We start from the raw sequence: 13,932 nt of genomic DNA, 5'->3' as shown, positions 1-13,932 counted from the left end.
CGCAAGTCTGCTAAGGCCCGCGAGCGCGAAACATCCCGCACCCGCCCATGGATCCAACCGAACGCTTCGTTCTCGCCTCCGCATCGCCCCGGCGCAAGGATTTATTGGCCCAGTTGGGCCTTCGCTTCACCGTGGCGGCGGCGGATATCGATGAAACGCCGATGGCCGGAGAAATTGCGTCGGACTACGTGCTCCGGCTGGCCGTGGAGAAGGCTCGCACGGTCGCCACCCGACACCCGGACGCATGGGTGCTGGCCGCGGACACCACCGTGGCCCTGGGGTCGGAGCTGCTCGGCAAGCCCCGGGACGCGGCGGAGGCGCGGCGGATGATCGCCCGGCTGTCCGGCCGGATCCATGAGGTCTTCACCGGCATCGCGGTGGCCGGCCGTGCCCGGGACGCCCAGGTGGTTCGCACGCAGGTGACTTTTCGCACGCTCTCGCCGGATGAGATTGCTTGGTACGCGGACACCGGCGAACCGCTGGACAAGGCGGGCGCCTACGCCATCCAGGGCAAGGGCGGCTTCCTGGTGCAGGGAATTGACGGCAGCCACTCCAACGTCGTGGGCCTGCCACTGGGAGAGACGCTGGCGTTGCTGAAGCGCGTGGGCATGCCGCTGCCCTGGACGGAAGGTCAGCGATGAGCAGCGTGGCGGACAACCTGGCGCGGGTGCGCGAGCGCGTGGCGAAGGCCTGCGCGAGCGCGGGGCGGCCGGAGTCGTCGGTGACGCTGGTGGCCGTGTCCAAGCTCAAGCCCGCGGCGCTCATCCGCGAGGCGTACGCCGCGGGGCAGCGCGACTTCGGGGAGAACTACGCCCAGGAGCTGCGGGACAAGGCAGAGGAGCTCAAGGACCTGGACGGACTGCGCTGGCACGCCATCGGGTCGCTGCAGACGAACAAGGTGAAGTACGTGGCCCGCGTCGCGCACGCCTTCCATGCGCTGGAGCGGATGGACGTCGCCACGGAGCTGTCGAAGCGGCGCACGGGCTCCCCTCCCCTGCCCTGCTACGTGGAGCTCAACCTGGGCGGCGAGGACACCAAGCACGGGCTCACCCCGGACGCGCTGGGCGGCTTCCTGTCGCAGGTGCGCGAGCTGCCGAACCTCCAGGTGGTGGGGCTGATGGCGCTGCCGCCGCCCACGGATGACGTGGCGCGGATGCGCGAGGGCTTCGCCCGGCTGCGCGAGCTGGCGGCGACGCATGCGCTGACGGCCCTGTCCATGGGCACCACGCACGACTTCGAGCAGGCCATCCTGGAGGGCGCCACCGCCGTGCGCGTGGGCACCGCCATCTTCGGCGAGCGCGCCTGAAGCCCGCTCACAGCTCGCGGAACCGCACCCGCCCCTCCTGGTTGACGAGCGCCTTGTACTCGCAGCCGCAGTAGTTGCAGCGCACCTCGTCCCCGTCGGTGAACGTCTCGTCCACGGGGTTGTTGGCGTTGCAGCCGGGACAGTCGAACTCCTTCAACACGCGGCTGCCGCCGGAGCCCGAGTCCTTGGCGAAGTCGTCGTCGTCGAAGTGGAAGTCGTTGGCCATGGCCCCGGACGCTAGCACCGGGCGTTGCGTCCGGGGGTGCCCTGCCAGGCATCCAGGCAGGCGCGCCGGACTGTCCGCCATTTGTCAGCGACCCTTGCGGGCGTGTACCCCTGCGGGCCGCCATTTCCGTCCCCTGTCAGTCTTTCCCAGGCGCGTCCGGAGGGCGGCCAGACGGCTTTGAATGCTGTCCCACGGCCGCCCGTCCTGGAAATGTCCGGTGGCGGGGGTGGTTGAGGGGCGCGGTTGGCTTGGGCGGGCCGGCCACCTAACTTGCAAGCAAGGGAGCACACTCGATGCGCAGTCTGTCCAGGTGGGGGTTCACGGCGGCGGTGGTGGGACTCTTGGGGTCCACGCTGGCGCATGCCCAGGAGCCCACCGGCGCGGCGTTTGGCCCGGGTGAGCAGGCCCAGTACCGGGTGCGCTACCTGGGGCTGACGGCCGGCACGGCGACGGTGACGGTGGGCGCACCCATGACGCAGTGGGGCCAGAGCGTGTGGCCCATCGTGTCCATGGCGAAGTCGGACGACCTGGTGGGCGTCTACCCGCTCAAGAGCCGCTTCGTGTCGTACTGGGACGCGGGCACCCAGCGGGTGACGGGAAGCGACCTGCACTCGGAGGAGAACCGCAAGCGCCGCCGCCAGCGCATCCAGCTTTCCGCGGACGGAGCGGGCGCGAAGGTCATCAAGCAGAAGGAGAGCGACCCGCCGCGCGAGTCCGAGCACACGCTGCCCGAGGGCACCATGGACGTGGCGGGCGCGACGTTCGCGCTGCGCGGCCAGGAGCTGGTGGTGGGCCGCTCCTACTCCTACCCGGTGTTCACCGGCAGCAAGCAGTTCACCATGAGCGCCACGGTGGAGGGCCGCGAGACGGTGACGACGCCCGCGGGAGCGCGAGACACCTTCCGCGTGCGCGTGCACACCGACTTCGGCGGCAAGCTGGAATCCAAGCGCGACCTGGTGGCGTACCTCAGCGCGGATGCGCATCACGTGCCGGTGCGAATCGAAGCGGACTTCGCGCTGGGCACCGTCGTGGCGGAGCTGACGGACTACAAGCCGGGCCGCGTGGTGGCGGTGGCCCGGGCGGACAACTCGGGCGACTGAAAAGCGTCGTCCGCCAACCAGGGGAAGGCAGGGGGCATGGGCGTGGGTTGGGCATGGGCAGTGGCGGCGGCGCTTTCCGCCGCGCCGGGCGGAGTGCAGGTGGTGTCGCCGCTGGTGAAGGTGCGGCCGGACGCGACGCCGAAGGGCGCGAAGGAGGCCCGCCTCAGCGCGGCCCGGGGTGAATGCGAGGGCACGCAGCTGGTGCTCCCCCAGGGCGTGACGCGCGTGACGATGAAGCCCCTGGCCCTCAAGGGGCCGGGCGCGCCGCTCACCGTGGACGCGTGGCGCGAGGCCTACCTGGACGTGAAGACGCCCTCCAACGGCGAGGGCAAGACGGGCCCGTGGCCCGACGCCCTGGTGCCCCTGTCGGCGCCCGCCAATCCCAGACATCCGACGGTCGTCTACGTGGAGGTCTGCGTTCCGGCGAAGCAGGCCCCGGGCACCTATGCGGGGAGTCTGAGCGCGGCGGTGGATGGAAAGGAACTGCCGGCCGTTCCCTTCCGCGTGGAGGTGCAGCCCTTCGAATTGCCCGCGACGTCGTCGCTGCCCAACAGCTTCGGCATCTCGCTGTACAGCATCGCGAAGGGGCACGGCATCCCGGCGGAGTCTCCGGAGGCGAAGGCGCTCCTGCGCGAGTACGGCAAGGCGCTGCTGGAGCACCGCGTGAGCGCGCACGGCATGGGCATGGACCCGCCGCCGGTGAAGTTCCAGGACGGCCGCGCGGTGCTGGACTGGACCGCGTACGACGCGGAGATGGGACCCTTCCTGGACGGAAGCGTGCTGCCCTCCGGCGCGCGCTTCACCACGGCGGACGTGCGTGACAACCGCAAGGCCTCCACGGACGCGGAGAAGAGCGCGTACTACCGCGCCTTCCAGAAGCACTTCGAGGACAAGGGCTGGAAGGCGCAGCTCTTCTTCTACGCCAAGGACGAACCCAAGCCCGCGGACTTCCCGCTGGTGAAGGCGCAGTCCAAGCGCGTGCGCGACGCGGGGGGGGACATCCCGGTGCTCGTCACCACGTCGCTGAATCCCGCGCTCATGGGCTCCGTGGACATCCTCACGCCCATCATCAACTGCTTCTACCCGCGCGAAGGCCCGCAGACGTGCCACAACGTGGCCAACGCCTCGACCGCTCGCACGAAGCTGAGCTCGCGCGCGAAGGTGTGGTGGTACCAGAGCTGTATGGCCCATGGTTGCACGGGCGGCCCGCCGCCGGACAGGGCGCTGGACAAGGCGTACAGCGATTGGGCCTCGTACATGGTGGACCACCCTGCCCCGCTCAACCGCGCCATGGGCCCTCTGGCCTTCGAAAGCGGCGTGGACGGCGAGCTCTATTTCGACACCGTCTTCGCCTACAACACGAAGAAGGATGTCTGGGCGGACCTCTTCGAGTTCGGCGGCAACGGCGACGGCACCCTCTTCTACCCGGGCACACCCGCGAAGCTGGGGGGCACGCAGCATCAACCCGTGGTCTCCCTGCGGCTGAAACACATCCGTGACGGCCTGGAGGACTACGAATACCTGCGCCTGCTCACCTCCCTGGGCGACGGCGCCTTCGCCAAGGCGGCGGCGAAGCGGCTGGCGAAGTCCGGGTACGAAATCACGCGGGACCCGGCGGAATGGGAAGCGGTGCGCAAGGAAGTGACCGAGCGCATCGTGAAGCGGAAATCGGCTGAACAAGCGAAGCGCTCCGGACGTCGGACTTCCGGGGGAACCCCGTAGTCACTCCCCCCTGGGAGGAAGCAGAATGAAGCCCATGCGCACCCTCGTCGCGGCCTGCCTCGCCTTCAGCGCTCTTGGCGCCATCCCGGGACAGGCCCAGGAGGCCCAGCCCCGTCCCATCAACATCCTGAGTCCCTCCAGGCTCCCGACGGTGACGGACCCCTCCGACCCGGCGAAGCCCGCGGCGACTGCGGAGAACACCGGCGACGCGTCCTCCACCCCGGCCCCGGACGAGCCCGTGGTCGCGGTGAAGCCGTGTGAGCAGGGCCTGCCCGTGCTGCGCTCCCCGCTGGCCTTCAAGCCGGGGGAGCTGCTCGAGTTCGACATGGACGCCATGGGCGCGAAGGCGGGCAAGCTCACCATGCGCGTGCAGCGCCCCGCCAACGGCTCGCTGCCGGTGTTGGTGGAGGCTCAGACGAACACGCTGTTCTCCAAGGTGCGCCGCGTGCGCGGCAGCGCGACCAGCTACCTGCACCCCAAGACGCTGCGCCCCTCGCGCTACACCGAGGAGGCCGTGGAGAACGAGCAGCGCCGCAAGGTGAACGTGGACTTCAGCGCGCAGGACAAGAGCGTCAAGGTGGACTACCAGATTGGGGATCGCCCCAAGGGCCACTTCGACTACGCCTACGACAAGGACGGCCTGGACGTCGCGGGCGCCATCTACCTCATCCGCCAGCTGCCCCTGAAGAAGGACATGCCGGTGTGCTTCGACGTGTACGGCATCCGTCGCATGTGGCGCATGACGGCCACCGTGGTGGAGCGCGAGCACGTGTCGCTGCCCCTGGGCGAGTTCGACGCCTGGCACCTGGCCGGCACCGCCGTGCGCATCGACCGGCCGTCGCAGACGCGCGACATCCACGTGTGGATTTCCGACGACGACCGCCGCCTCCCCCTGGCCGCCGTGGGCGCCATCGACCTGGGTGCGGTGCGTCTGACGCTGACCGGCGTGAAGCGCCCCGGTGAAAAACCCCTGGAGGCTCAGGGCAAGGAAGATCTCAAGTGGTGACGCGGGGTTGAGCCCCCGCCCCAGGCCCGCCTCCCGCTGGGAGCGCGGGCTTTTCATTGCCTCGAAATTGATAATGATTTGCAAAGTCAAAAATCCGAACATAGGGTGCGCGCCGCTCGATGCGTCCCCAACACTTGAACCCCCTCCTGAGTTTGCTGTGCGCCCCCTGTTCCTGATGCCTTCCGCGGCCCGCGCCGACGAAGGCCGCGTCGGTGAGAACGAGAAGGACCGCGTCCTGACGGTAGGCAGCAAGCCGAAGCTGGACCTGTCCGTGAACGCGTACGCGGACCTCCAGTTCGCGTACTTCAACTACGGCGAGAACCAGAACCGGGCGAACGGCTCGCAGAAGGACTCGCGGCTCGTGTTCGACACGACGCGCCTGGTGCTGGAGCTGGAAGCGGGGCTGCCGGAGTACGGGCTCGAGGCCGAGTTCGAGGTGGAGTTCGAGCACGGCGGCGCGGGCGCGGCGATGGAGCTGGAGTACGAGGAGTTCGGTGAGTTCGACACCGACGTGGAGAAGGCCGGTGAAGCGCTGGTGGAGGAGCTGTACCTGACGAAGAAGCTGGGCCGGGACGTGGAGGTGTCCGTGGGCCGCTTCTACGTCGCGGTGGGCACGCTCTTCGCGGACTACCTGCCCACGTCCTACCTGGCCACCATCCGCTCCGAGGCGGAGACGCGCATCATCCCCAACACGTGGAACGACATGGGGATGCAGCTGCGATGGGACACGCCCTGGGGCGTGCGGCTCACCGGGCAGGTGGTGAACGGGCTGGACTCCACGGGCTTCAATTCGAATACGTGGGTGGCCACGGGCCTGCAGCAGCGCTTCGAGCTGGTGCGCGCGTCGGACCTGGCGGGGGTGCTGCGCGCGGACGTGCGGCGCTTCGAGGGCTTCAACTTCGGCGTGTCCGCGTACTACGGCGGCACCACGCGCAACCGGCCCAAGCCGGACCTGGTGAAGCAGTGCGACGACGCGAACCCCAACATGGTGGCGCCGTGCGGCTACATCAGCGCGCCCCTGTTCATCGCGGACGTGCACCTGTCGGTGAATCGCAACCGGTGGCGCGCGCACGCGATGGTGATGTACGGCCACCTGGGCAACGCCGCGGCGGTGTCCGCGCGCAACGCGCGTCTGTCCAACCTGCTCAACGTGCTGCGCACGCCGGTGTCCGACAACGCGCTCTCCGCGTGGGGCGAGCTGGGCTACGACATCGCGCCCTGGCTGGGGCTCGACGGGAACCACCGGTTGGAGCCCTACGTCCGCATCGACTACATGGATTCGCAGTTCAAGCCCCGCGCCGAGCTGTTCGACAACCCCCGCTTCGAGCGCACCGTCTACACGGTGGGCACCAGCTACACGCTCGCGGGGCTCGCCGTGCTGAAGCTCGACTTCAGCCAGCGGCGCATGGGCAGCTCCGTCTTCCGGCCTGAGAACGCGCTCCGGATGTCGACGGGCTTCGTCTACTGATCCGCCATCCCCGACTGTCTCAAACGCTGTCGCAAAGAAAGGCATTGAAGGTACACCCCATGTCCTCCCGTTCCCTGAAACTCTCCCTGCTCGTGGGCGGAGCGCTCCTGATGGGCGCCTGTGGCGATGACGACGACACCAACCTGGAGTCGTTGGATCAGCAGCTCGTCGTGAACTTCGCCGACAACCTGGTGGTGCCCACGTACAACCTGCTCGCCACGCGCATGATTGAGCTGGACGCGGCGGCGCAGGCGCTGAGGAACGCCCCGAGCACGACGACGTTGAAGGGGGCACAGGACGCGTGGTTCGCCGCGCGCGTACCGTGGGAGCAGAGCGAGTCCTTCCTGTTCGGGCCGGTGGACAGCAACGGGTGGGACCCGGCGATGGACAGCTGGCCGGTGAACCGCACGGACCTGGACGCGGTGCTCGGCAACAACGACACGCTGTCCCAGCAGTACGTGAGCAACCTGCAGGAGACGCAGAAGGGCTTCCACACGACGGAGTACCTGCTCTTCGGCGAGGGCCAGGTGAAGAAGCCGGAGGAGTTCAACGCGCGCCAGTTCGAGTACCTGCTCGCGCTGACGGCGGAGCTGAAGGCGGTGTCCGGCAACCTGGCGGCGTCCTGGACGACGGGCGTGAACGGCCAGGCGCCGTACCGCGACACGCTGGCCACCGCGGGTGAGTCTGGCAACACGGCGTACCCCACGGTGGAGGCGGGCGCGCAGGAGATGCTGGGCGGCATCCTGGTCATCCTGGACGAGGTGGCCAACGGGAAGATCGCCGACCCGTACGACGCGAAGGACGCGAACCTGGTGGAGAGCCAGTTCGCGCTCAACTCGCTGTCTGACTTCACCAACAACATGCGCAGCGTGGAGAACGTCTACCTGGGCCACCGCCCGGAGACCGCGCAGAAGGGCCTGTCCATGTCGGACGTGGTGAAGGAGCGCGACGCGGCGCTGGACACGCGCGTGAAGGCGGAGATCGCGGCGGCCATCGCGGCGCTGGGCAAGGTGCCGGAGCCGTTCCCGGTGTCCATCAAGGACCCGGCCTCCGCGGATGAAATCGAGGGTGCGCAGGCCGCCATCCGCAAGCTGCACGACACCTTCCAGGTGGACGTGAAGGCTATCATCCTTCCCTGATGTGGGAGCGGGGGAACGCGATGCGACAGACGCTGGGACTCGGAATGTCGCTGTGGCTCGCGGGCTGCGGCACGGAAGCCGAAGCCCCGGGGGCTTCGCCACGCGCGGGGGGCGACACGACCATCGACGACCGCACGTCGCGAGCGTTCGCGCAGCCCGCCCCCAACCTCACCACGGAGCATGAAGCGCTTCACCGCGAGGGCGACGCCGCCTTCGCGGCCGTCTTCGTGCCCGGCCCCGCCCCGGTGAACCCGGGGTTGGGGCCCGCGTACAACAACGCCTCCTGCAATGGCTGTCACCTGCGCAACGGGCGAGGCATGCCGGTGATGGGGGGCGGACCGACGCGCACGCAGTTGCTGGTGCGCGTGAGCCTTCCGGACGGCACGCCAGAGCACCCGAACGGCTCGGTGCCGGTGCCCGGGCTGGGGCTCCAGATTCAAGACCAGGCCGTCTACCGCGCGTCGCCGGAGGCCACCGTGACGCTCGCGTGGGAGGAGCGCGCGGGGAAGTACGCGGACGGGACGGCGTATGGCCTGCGCGCGCCGCGCATCACCATCGTGATGCCGGACGGGTCGTCTCCGCCCGCGGGCATGCTCACGTCGCTGCGCCTGCCGCCGCCGGTGGTGGGCCTGGGACTGCTGGAAGCGGTGGACCTGGCCACGCTGCGGGCCCAGGAAGACCCCACGGATGCGAACGGCGACGGGATTTCCGGCCGGCTGAACACCGTGTGGGACGTGCAGGCGCTCGCGCTGGTGCCGGGGCGCTTCGGGTGGAAGGCGAACAGCCCCAACCTGCGGCAGCAGTCAGCGGAGGCCTATTTCAACGACATGGGGATTACGAATCCCCTCTTCCCGGACGCGGGGGGCGGCTTCGAGCTGCCCATGAAGACGCTGGACTCAGCGGTGTTCTACGCGCAGTCGCTCGGGGTGCCGGCGCGCACGGCGCTGGACAACGCGGCGGTGAAGCGCGGCGAGACGAAGTTCAAGGACCTGGGCTGCGTGAAGTGCCACCGCGACACGCTGGAGACCGGGGAGCACCCGGTAGCGGAGCTGTCGCATCAGCGCATCCACCCGTACACGGACCTGCTGCTGCACGACATGGGCGCGGACCTGGCGGACGGGCGGCCGGATGGGGACGCCACCGGCACCGAGTGGCGCACCGCGGCCCTGTGGGGCCTGGGGCTGACGCAGACGATTCTTCCGTACTCGGGCTACCTGCACGACGGGCGGGCCCGGACGTTGGAAGAGGCCGTGCTGTGGCACGGCGGTGAGGCGGAGCGGGCGCGGGAGGGGTTCCGCAACCTGTCCGCCAGCGACCGGGACGCGCTGGTGCGCTTCCTCCAGTCGATGTAGCGCCCGGCCTCAGCCGTTGCGGATCATCCCGGCGGCCTGCGACAGGCGGCGGCGCAGCTGCGTCACCACCTCGTTCAGGTCCTCCAGGCGCTGGAGCACGTGCAGGTTCTCGCCCGCGTTCATCAGGGCGACCGGCGTGAGTGTCTCGCGGTGGAGGGCCAGGAGCAGATCGTAGAAGTGCGCCTGCACGTCGCCCAGGGCATCCAGGCCCTCGCGGAGGTCGTCCTCCACGAAGTCCAGCAGGACGGTGGCGTCCTCGCGCACGGGCAGCGTCCGGGCCAGGCGCTCCACGGCCCCGCGAACGGGGTCGGTACGGCGCAACATCGCGGGGGTGGCGAGGGCTGCCACGGGAGGGGGCATGCTCAGGACGCTACAGGTCCGTAGCGCCCGGTCAATTTTCCCACCCCCTGCCCGCCGGTGCGAAACGCGGCCCCGTCAGAGGCGCGGCTCGCGAACCTGTCCGACTGTCGGACAGGTTTGAATCGCATCGGGCGGGCAGGTCACGGCGGCGTCGCGACACTCCCTCAGGGCGCGGGCCCCGCGGCACCACCCGCCGGTGCCGGGGCCGCCGCGGGAGCCGTGGCGGGCGCGGCGTTGGCCGGGGACGGGGTGGCCGGCAACGCGATGCTCGGCGAGGAATTGAGCGGCGCGGGCGTCCCCAGGAGCGGCCCGGGCGTTCCGGTGTTGAGCGGCGCGGGCGTGCCCAGGATGGGCGACGCCGGCGTGCTGGCGGACTGCGACAGCGGGGGAACCGTGGCGAGGATGCCCGGGCTCACCTGGCTGGTGCCCACGAAGTTGTTGAAGTCCGGCGCGGACATCTGCGGCGCGGTGAAGCCCCCCACGGACACGCCCGCCACCGTCGGCGGCGTGGCGAACGTCCCCTGCCCCACCGGGGCCGCGGAGCCCGGCGTAACTCCCGACACCACCGAGGGCGGATTGGTGGGCGCCGAGGGCGCGAACGACCCGCTGTACGTCGAAGGCGCCTCCGAAGGCAGGGCGGGCGCCGAAGGCAGGATGACCGTCGTCGTCCCCGCCGCGCCCACCTCCGGAATCACCGCGCCGGTCCCCGGCCCCGCCGTGGTCGCGACACCCGTCGTCCCCACCGTGCCGCTGCCGCCCGTGCCCTGCGCGAAGCGTGGCGCGGACATGGGCGCCACCGCCGCCGGGAACGCCGTGGGCGCCACCGGCGTCAGCGTCGCGAGCGACGAGGGCATCTCCCCTGTCGTGGGCACCACCGCCAGCGACGGCACCCGCGTCCCCTCCACTTCGATGGACACGTTGTCGAACAGGAACTGGATGAACCCGCGCGGCTCCGCCTGCGGCGGCAGGTTCCACACCACCACCACCAGCTCTGTGTCCCCAGGCCGCGCTTCGCGCAACAGCCGCATCGTGTCGTCATCCGAGAACGTGCCCGCGTCCAACGCCGCCGCGTGCACCAGCGCCGAGTCCGTCAGCAGCGTCCCGTTGCGCCACACGCTGCCAATGCCCCAGACGGCCATCGCCGCGTGCGCGCGCGTCGTGGCGCGCCAGCCAATGCCTGTTTCGCCGTAGATGGGCGTGCCCATCAGCACCCCGCCCTCGATGAGGTGCGGCGGCGGTGGGGGGAGCGGCCCGGCGGGCACCGGCGACATCGCCTGCACTGGAGGGAAGCCCGTCTGCGTCAGCTCCACGCGGTACTCGGTGCCACCCACGCGCAGGCTCGCGGAGAGCTGCGCCTTGTCACCGAAGGTCGCGTTCGGCATGCCGACCCGGTCCCGCACGGAGAACGACGCCTGCCCCGTGCCCCGCTCGGTCAAGTCGTTGAACGGTAGGGGACCTTCGAAGAAGTAACCGTCCGGCCGCTCGGTCCTCGCGCTGGCCTCCCGGCCCTCGAACGTGAACCCGTCGCTCCCTGGCGCCGCCGCCAGGACACCGGACAGCAAGATGCTCGTGATTGAACCCGCCATCGACGCTGCCTCCCTTGAACTTGAAGGTAGGCAGCGGAGCGGGCCGTGGCACGCCCCGGGACTAAATCAGACCGCGGGCGCGGCGGATCTGCTCGACCGTCTTGTTGTACTCGATGTCGAAGGCGCTCGTGCCTTCCTGCAGGTGCTTCAGCCGCGAGCGGGCCTCCCGGTCGATCTCGTCGTCGACGTCCAGGTGCTTCTTCATGCCCTGGAACATCTTCTGACGCAGCACGTTGTCGGGGGAGTAGACCTCCTCGACGTTCCGGCTGATGAGGAGGAACTCAATCATCTGGTTGATGACGTACTCGATGCCCTCGTCCCCCATCTTGAAGCCGCGCACGTCCGCCATCTCGCGCTTCACCTGGTTGAACTTGGAGTAGTCATATCCCCGACGCTCCAGGGCCTCGCGCGTCGCCTGGTTCACACGCTCTTCGTTGGCGAGGTACTCGCGCATGATGGCGGAGAGATCCATCTCGGCGTCGGCCACGCGCATCGGCTCCACCTCGATGTCCCCGTCCTGCATGAGCTGCTGAATGGCCTCGCGCGAGATGATCGGGATCACCTTCGGATACAGCCTCATGTCGGTCCCTCGTCCTCTTCAAACGTGCTCGGATCTTCAACCGCTATAAATCAGCGCGGAGCATGGTCGCAATGAAAAACCCTAGGAACGTCGCGGGTTCCAGCGGCCAGTCCCCCCGGCGTCCGAAGCGGAACTTAATCATGCCGCACCGGGTGGCGACCCTCCATCCGCTTTTTCGTGCACGGGTTCGGAAGCGTCATCCAGGGACGCCTCGCGCACCGGGTCCTCGGTGTCGTCCTCGGGGTCGCCATGCAGACCCGCGTGGACGCGCTCGGCCATCGCCGGGCCCACGACCTCGGTCAGCTCCTCGATGCTGGCCTCGCCCACCCGCTTGAGAGAACCGAAGTGGCGCAGCAACATCTTCCGCCGGCCTTCCCCCACGCCGGGGATGTCCTCCAGCGCGGAACGCAAGGAACTCTTGCGCATGGATTTGCCCTGGAAGGTGATGGCGAAGCGGTGGGCTTCGTCCCGCATGCGCGTCAGCATGAACATTTCCGCTGAATTCTGCGGCAGGATGATGGGATCCTTGCGACCCAGGACGAAGACGCGCTCGGGACTCTTCGCGCTCTCCGCGTCCCGGTCAAAAACTTCTTGATCGCGGCTCTTGGCCAGGCCCACCACGTCCACGCCCTCCACGCCCAGGTCCTTCATGGCCGCGTGCGCGCTGGCGAGCTGACCCTTGCCGCCGTCGATGACGAGCAGGTCCGGCAGTTCGTTGTCCTCCAGGCCGCGCTTGAGCCGGCGGGTGATGACCTCGTACATGCTGGCGAAGTCGTCCTGCTTCTCCACCGATTTGATCTTGTATTTGCGGTAGCGCGACTTGTCCGTCTCCCCATCCGTCACGGCCACCTGTGAGGCCACGATGGAAGAACTCTGGAAGTGGGAGATGTCGAAGCACTCCATGCGACGCGGGAAGTTGCGCAGGCCCAGCTTGGACTGGAGCCGGGACAGGACCGTGTCCGTTTCGTCCTTGGTGCGCTTGCGCTCCACGAACGCCTGCTCCGCGTTCTTCACCGCCATGTTCACCAGCTCATGCTTCTCCCCGCGCTTGGGGACGAAGACGCGCACGCGCTCGCCCTTGCGCTCCGTGAGCAGGGCCTCCAGGCCGTCGGTGCCGTCACCGGGCTCCAGGGGCAGCAGGACCTCCTCGGGCACGAAGCCGCCCTGGTCGTAGTAGAGGTTCACGAACGACGCGAGCAGCTCGTCGTTCGGGAACTCCTGGCTGCCGAAGGGGAAGGCCTGGCCGCCGTTGAGCCGGCCCTGACGCACGTGCAGCACGTAGAACAGGATGCGGTCGCCCTCGCGGAACAGGGCGAACACGTCCTGGTCCTTGAAGTCCGTGGTGGCCACCTTCTGGCGCTCCAGGCTGCGCTCGATGGCGAGCAACTGGTCACGCACCCGCGCGGCCTCCTCGAACTTCAGCTCCATGGACGCGCGCTTCATCCGCGCGCGCAGCCCTTCGATGAGCTGCCCCGCCTTGCCCTCCAGGAACATGGCCACCTCGTCCACGCTCTTGCGGTAGTCCTCCGGGGGCACCGGGTAGACGCACGGGGCCGGACACCGTCCGATTTGATGCAGCAGGCACGGCCGCTTGCGGTTGGCGAGCACGTGGTCCGTGCAGGTGCGCAGGCGGAAGAAGCGGTTGATGAGGCGCAGCGTTTCGCGGATGGCGCCCGCGCTGGAGTACGGGCCGAAGTAGCGCGCGCCGTCCTTCTCGTACTTGCGCACCACCTCCAGCCGGGGGAACGACTGGGCGCGGTCCAGGCGCAGGGAGATGAACTGCTTGTCGTCCTTGAGCAGGACGTTGAAGCGCGGCTTGTGCTTCTTGATCAGCTCGTTCTCAAGAAGCAGCGCCTCCTTCTCGTTGTGGACGAGCACCGTCTCCAGGTCGCCCAGCATCGTGTCCAGCAGGGACACGAAGACGCGGGTGTCTCCGGAGCGGTTGAAGTAGCTGCGCACGCGGCTGCGCAGGTTGATGGCCTTGCCCACGTAGATGATGGTCCCGCGCTTGTCCTTCATCAGGTACACGCCGGGCTCGGTGGGCAGCGCGTCCAGCTTCTCCTGCAGCCGGATGTCCATGGCAGGCC

13 protein-coding genes are annotated in these 13,932 nt (G+C 69.0%); 8 read left to right on the top strand and 5 right to left on the bottom strand.

Annotated features, from left to right (window positions below; translation table 11 throughout):
* The first annotated feature begins 47 nt into the window (after positions 1–47).
* Together GTZ93_RS30015 and GTZ93_RS30010 are read left to right on the top strand one after the other, a co-directional pair.
* Positions 48–641 (top strand): Maf family protein, encoded by a 594-nt coding sequence (locus tag GTZ93_RS30015; RefSeq protein ID WP_120574923.1) that lies wholly within the window; start codon positions 48–50, stop codon positions 639–641.
* On the top strand, positions 638–1,306 hold the full coding sequence (locus tag GTZ93_RS30010) for a YggS family pyridoxal phosphate-dependent enzyme (protein WP_139922056.1): 669 nt from the start codon (positions 638–640) through the stop codon (positions 1,304–1,306). Before GTZ93_RS30015 ends, GTZ93_RS30010 begins: the two co-directional genes overlap by 4 nt.
* A 7-nt stretch (positions 1,307–1,313) precedes the next feature.
* Here the strand turns inward: GTZ93_RS30010 and GTZ93_RS30005 are convergent, their stop codons facing one another.
* On the bottom strand, positions 1,314–1,532 hold the full coding sequence (locus GTZ93_RS30005) for a hypothetical protein (protein ID WP_120574921.1): 219 nt from the start codon (positions 1,530–1,532) through the stop codon (positions 1,314–1,316).
* 293 nt (positions 1,533–1,825) lie between these two features.
* Here GTZ93_RS30005 and GTZ93_RS30000 point away from each other — a divergent pair, with 293 nt between their 5' ends.
* The 6 genes from GTZ93_RS30000 to GTZ93_RS29975 all read left to right on the top strand — a co-directional run bounded on the left by GTZ93_RS30000 (position 1,826) and on the right by GTZ93_RS29975 (position 9,319).
* Positions 1,826–2,632 (top strand): DUF3108 domain-containing protein, encoded by an 807-nt coding sequence (locus GTZ93_RS30000; RefSeq protein WP_139915997.1) that lies wholly within the window; start codon positions 1,826–1,828, stop codon positions 2,630–2,632.
* A 36-nt stretch (positions 2,633–2,668) separates the two neighbouring features.
* Complete coding sequence (locus tag GTZ93_RS29995; protein ID WP_126932956.1) at positions 2,669–4,354, top strand: DUF4091 domain-containing protein; 1,686 nt, start codon at positions 2,669–2,671, stop codon at positions 4,352–4,354.
* 34 nt (positions 4,355–4,388) lie between these two features.
* Complete coding sequence (locus GTZ93_RS29990) at positions 4,389–5,360, top strand: DUF3108 domain-containing protein (RefSeq protein ID WP_371878354.1); 972 nt, start codon at positions 4,389–4,391, stop codon at positions 5,358–5,360.
* Positions 5,361–5,517: 157 nt separating this feature from the next.
* Positions 5,518–6,828, top strand: a complete 1,311-nt coding sequence (locus GTZ93_RS29985; protein ID WP_257979021.1) for a hypothetical protein — start codon at positions 5,518–5,520, stop codon at positions 6,826–6,828.
* A gap of 59 nt (positions 6,829–6,887) precedes the next feature.
* A complete protein-coding gene (locus GTZ93_RS29980; RefSeq protein ID WP_139915996.1) occupies positions 6,888–7,967 on the top strand; it encodes an imelysin family protein in 1,080 nt (359 codons plus the stop codon).
* A 20-nt stretch (positions 7,968–7,987) separates the two neighbouring features.
* Entirely contained in the window at positions 7,988–9,319 is a 1,332-nt protein-coding gene (locus GTZ93_RS29975; RefSeq protein ID WP_139915995.1) for a di-heme oxidoreductase family protein, read from the top strand.
* 9 nt (positions 9,320–9,328) lie between these two features.
* Here the strand turns inward: GTZ93_RS29975 and GTZ93_RS29970 are convergent, their stop codons facing one another.
* The 4 genes from GTZ93_RS29970 to uvrC form a co-directional block, all read right to left on the bottom strand.
* Positions 9,329–9,679 (bottom strand): hypothetical protein, encoded by a 351-nt coding sequence (locus GTZ93_RS29970; protein ID WP_120574916.1) that lies wholly within the window; start codon positions 9,677–9,679, stop codon positions 9,329–9,331.
* Positions 9,680–9,843: 164 nt separating this feature from the next.
* The gene (locus GTZ93_RS29965) at positions 9,844–11,265 is read right to left on the bottom strand and encodes a hypothetical protein (protein ID WP_139915994.1); all 1,422 of its coding nucleotides are present in this window, start codon (positions 11,263–11,265) and stop codon (positions 9,844–9,846) included.
* A 61-nt stretch (positions 11,266–11,326) separates the two neighbouring features.
* Positions 11,327–11,845: a DUF507 family protein gene (locus tag GTZ93_RS29960; RefSeq protein ID WP_014398200.1), complete on the bottom strand. Its 519-nt coding sequence runs from the start codon at positions 11,843–11,845 to the stop codon at positions 11,327–11,329.
* A gap of 138 nt (positions 11,846–11,983) precedes the next feature.
* Complete coding sequence (gene uvrC, locus GTZ93_RS29955; RefSeq protein WP_139915993.1) at positions 11,984–13,924, bottom strand: excinuclease ABC subunit UvrC; 1,941 nt, start codon at positions 13,922–13,924, stop codon at positions 11,984–11,986.
* Positions 13,925–13,932: the final 8 nt, after the last annotated feature.

It is taken from the genome of Corallococcus exiguus (assembly GCF_009909105.1).
GTDB classification, from domain to species: domain Bacteria; phylum Myxococcota; class Myxococcia; order Myxococcales; family Myxococcaceae; genus Corallococcus; species Corallococcus exiguus.
Note: the sequence above shows the minus strand (reverse complement) of the source record. Positions and strands in the feature narration are given on the sequence as shown.

Coding starts and splice junctions, on each gene's coding strand:
- GTZ93_RS30015 (WP_120574923.1), top strand. CDS start 48: ATGGATCCAACCGAACGCTTCGTTCTCGCCTCCGCATCGCCCCGGCGC.
- GTZ93_RS30010 (WP_139922056.1), top strand. CDS start 638: ATGAGCAGCGTGGCGGACAACCTGGCGCGGGTGCGCGAGCGCGTGGCG.
- GTZ93_RS30005 (WP_120574921.1), bottom strand. CDS start 1,532: ATGGCCAACGACTTCCACTTCGACGACGACGACTTCGCCAAGGACTCG.
- GTZ93_RS30000 (WP_139915997.1), top strand. CDS start 1,826: ATGCGCAGTCTGTCCAGGTGGGGGTTCACGGCGGCGGTGGTGGGACTC.
- GTZ93_RS29995 (WP_126932956.1), top strand. CDS start 2,669: ATGGGCGTGGGTTGGGCATGGGCAGTGGCGGCGGCGCTTTCCGCCGCG.
- GTZ93_RS29990 (WP_371878354.1), top strand. CDS start 4,389: ATGCGCACCCTCGTCGCGGCCTGCCTCGCCTTCAGCGCTCTTGGCGCC.
- GTZ93_RS29980 (WP_139915996.1), top strand. CDS start 6,888: ATGTCCTCCCGTTCCCTGAAACTCTCCCTGCTCGTGGGCGGAGCGCTC.
- GTZ93_RS29975 (WP_139915995.1), top strand. CDS start 7,988: ATGCGACAGACGCTGGGACTCGGAATGTCGCTGTGGCTCGCGGGCTGC.
- GTZ93_RS29970 (WP_120574916.1), bottom strand. CDS start 9,679: ATGCCCCCTCCCGTGGCAGCCCTCGCCACCCCCGCGATGTTGCGCCGT.
- GTZ93_RS29965 (WP_139915994.1), bottom strand. CDS start 11,265: ATGGCGGGTTCAATCACGAGCATCTTGCTGTCCGGTGTCCTGGCGGCG.
- GTZ93_RS29960 (WP_014398200.1), bottom strand. CDS start 11,845: ATGAGGCTGTATCCGAAGGTGATCCCGATCATCTCGCGCGAGGCCATT.
- uvrC (WP_139915993.1), bottom strand. CDS start 13,924: ATGGACATCCGGCTGCAGGAGAAGCTGGACGCGCTGCCCACCGAGCCC.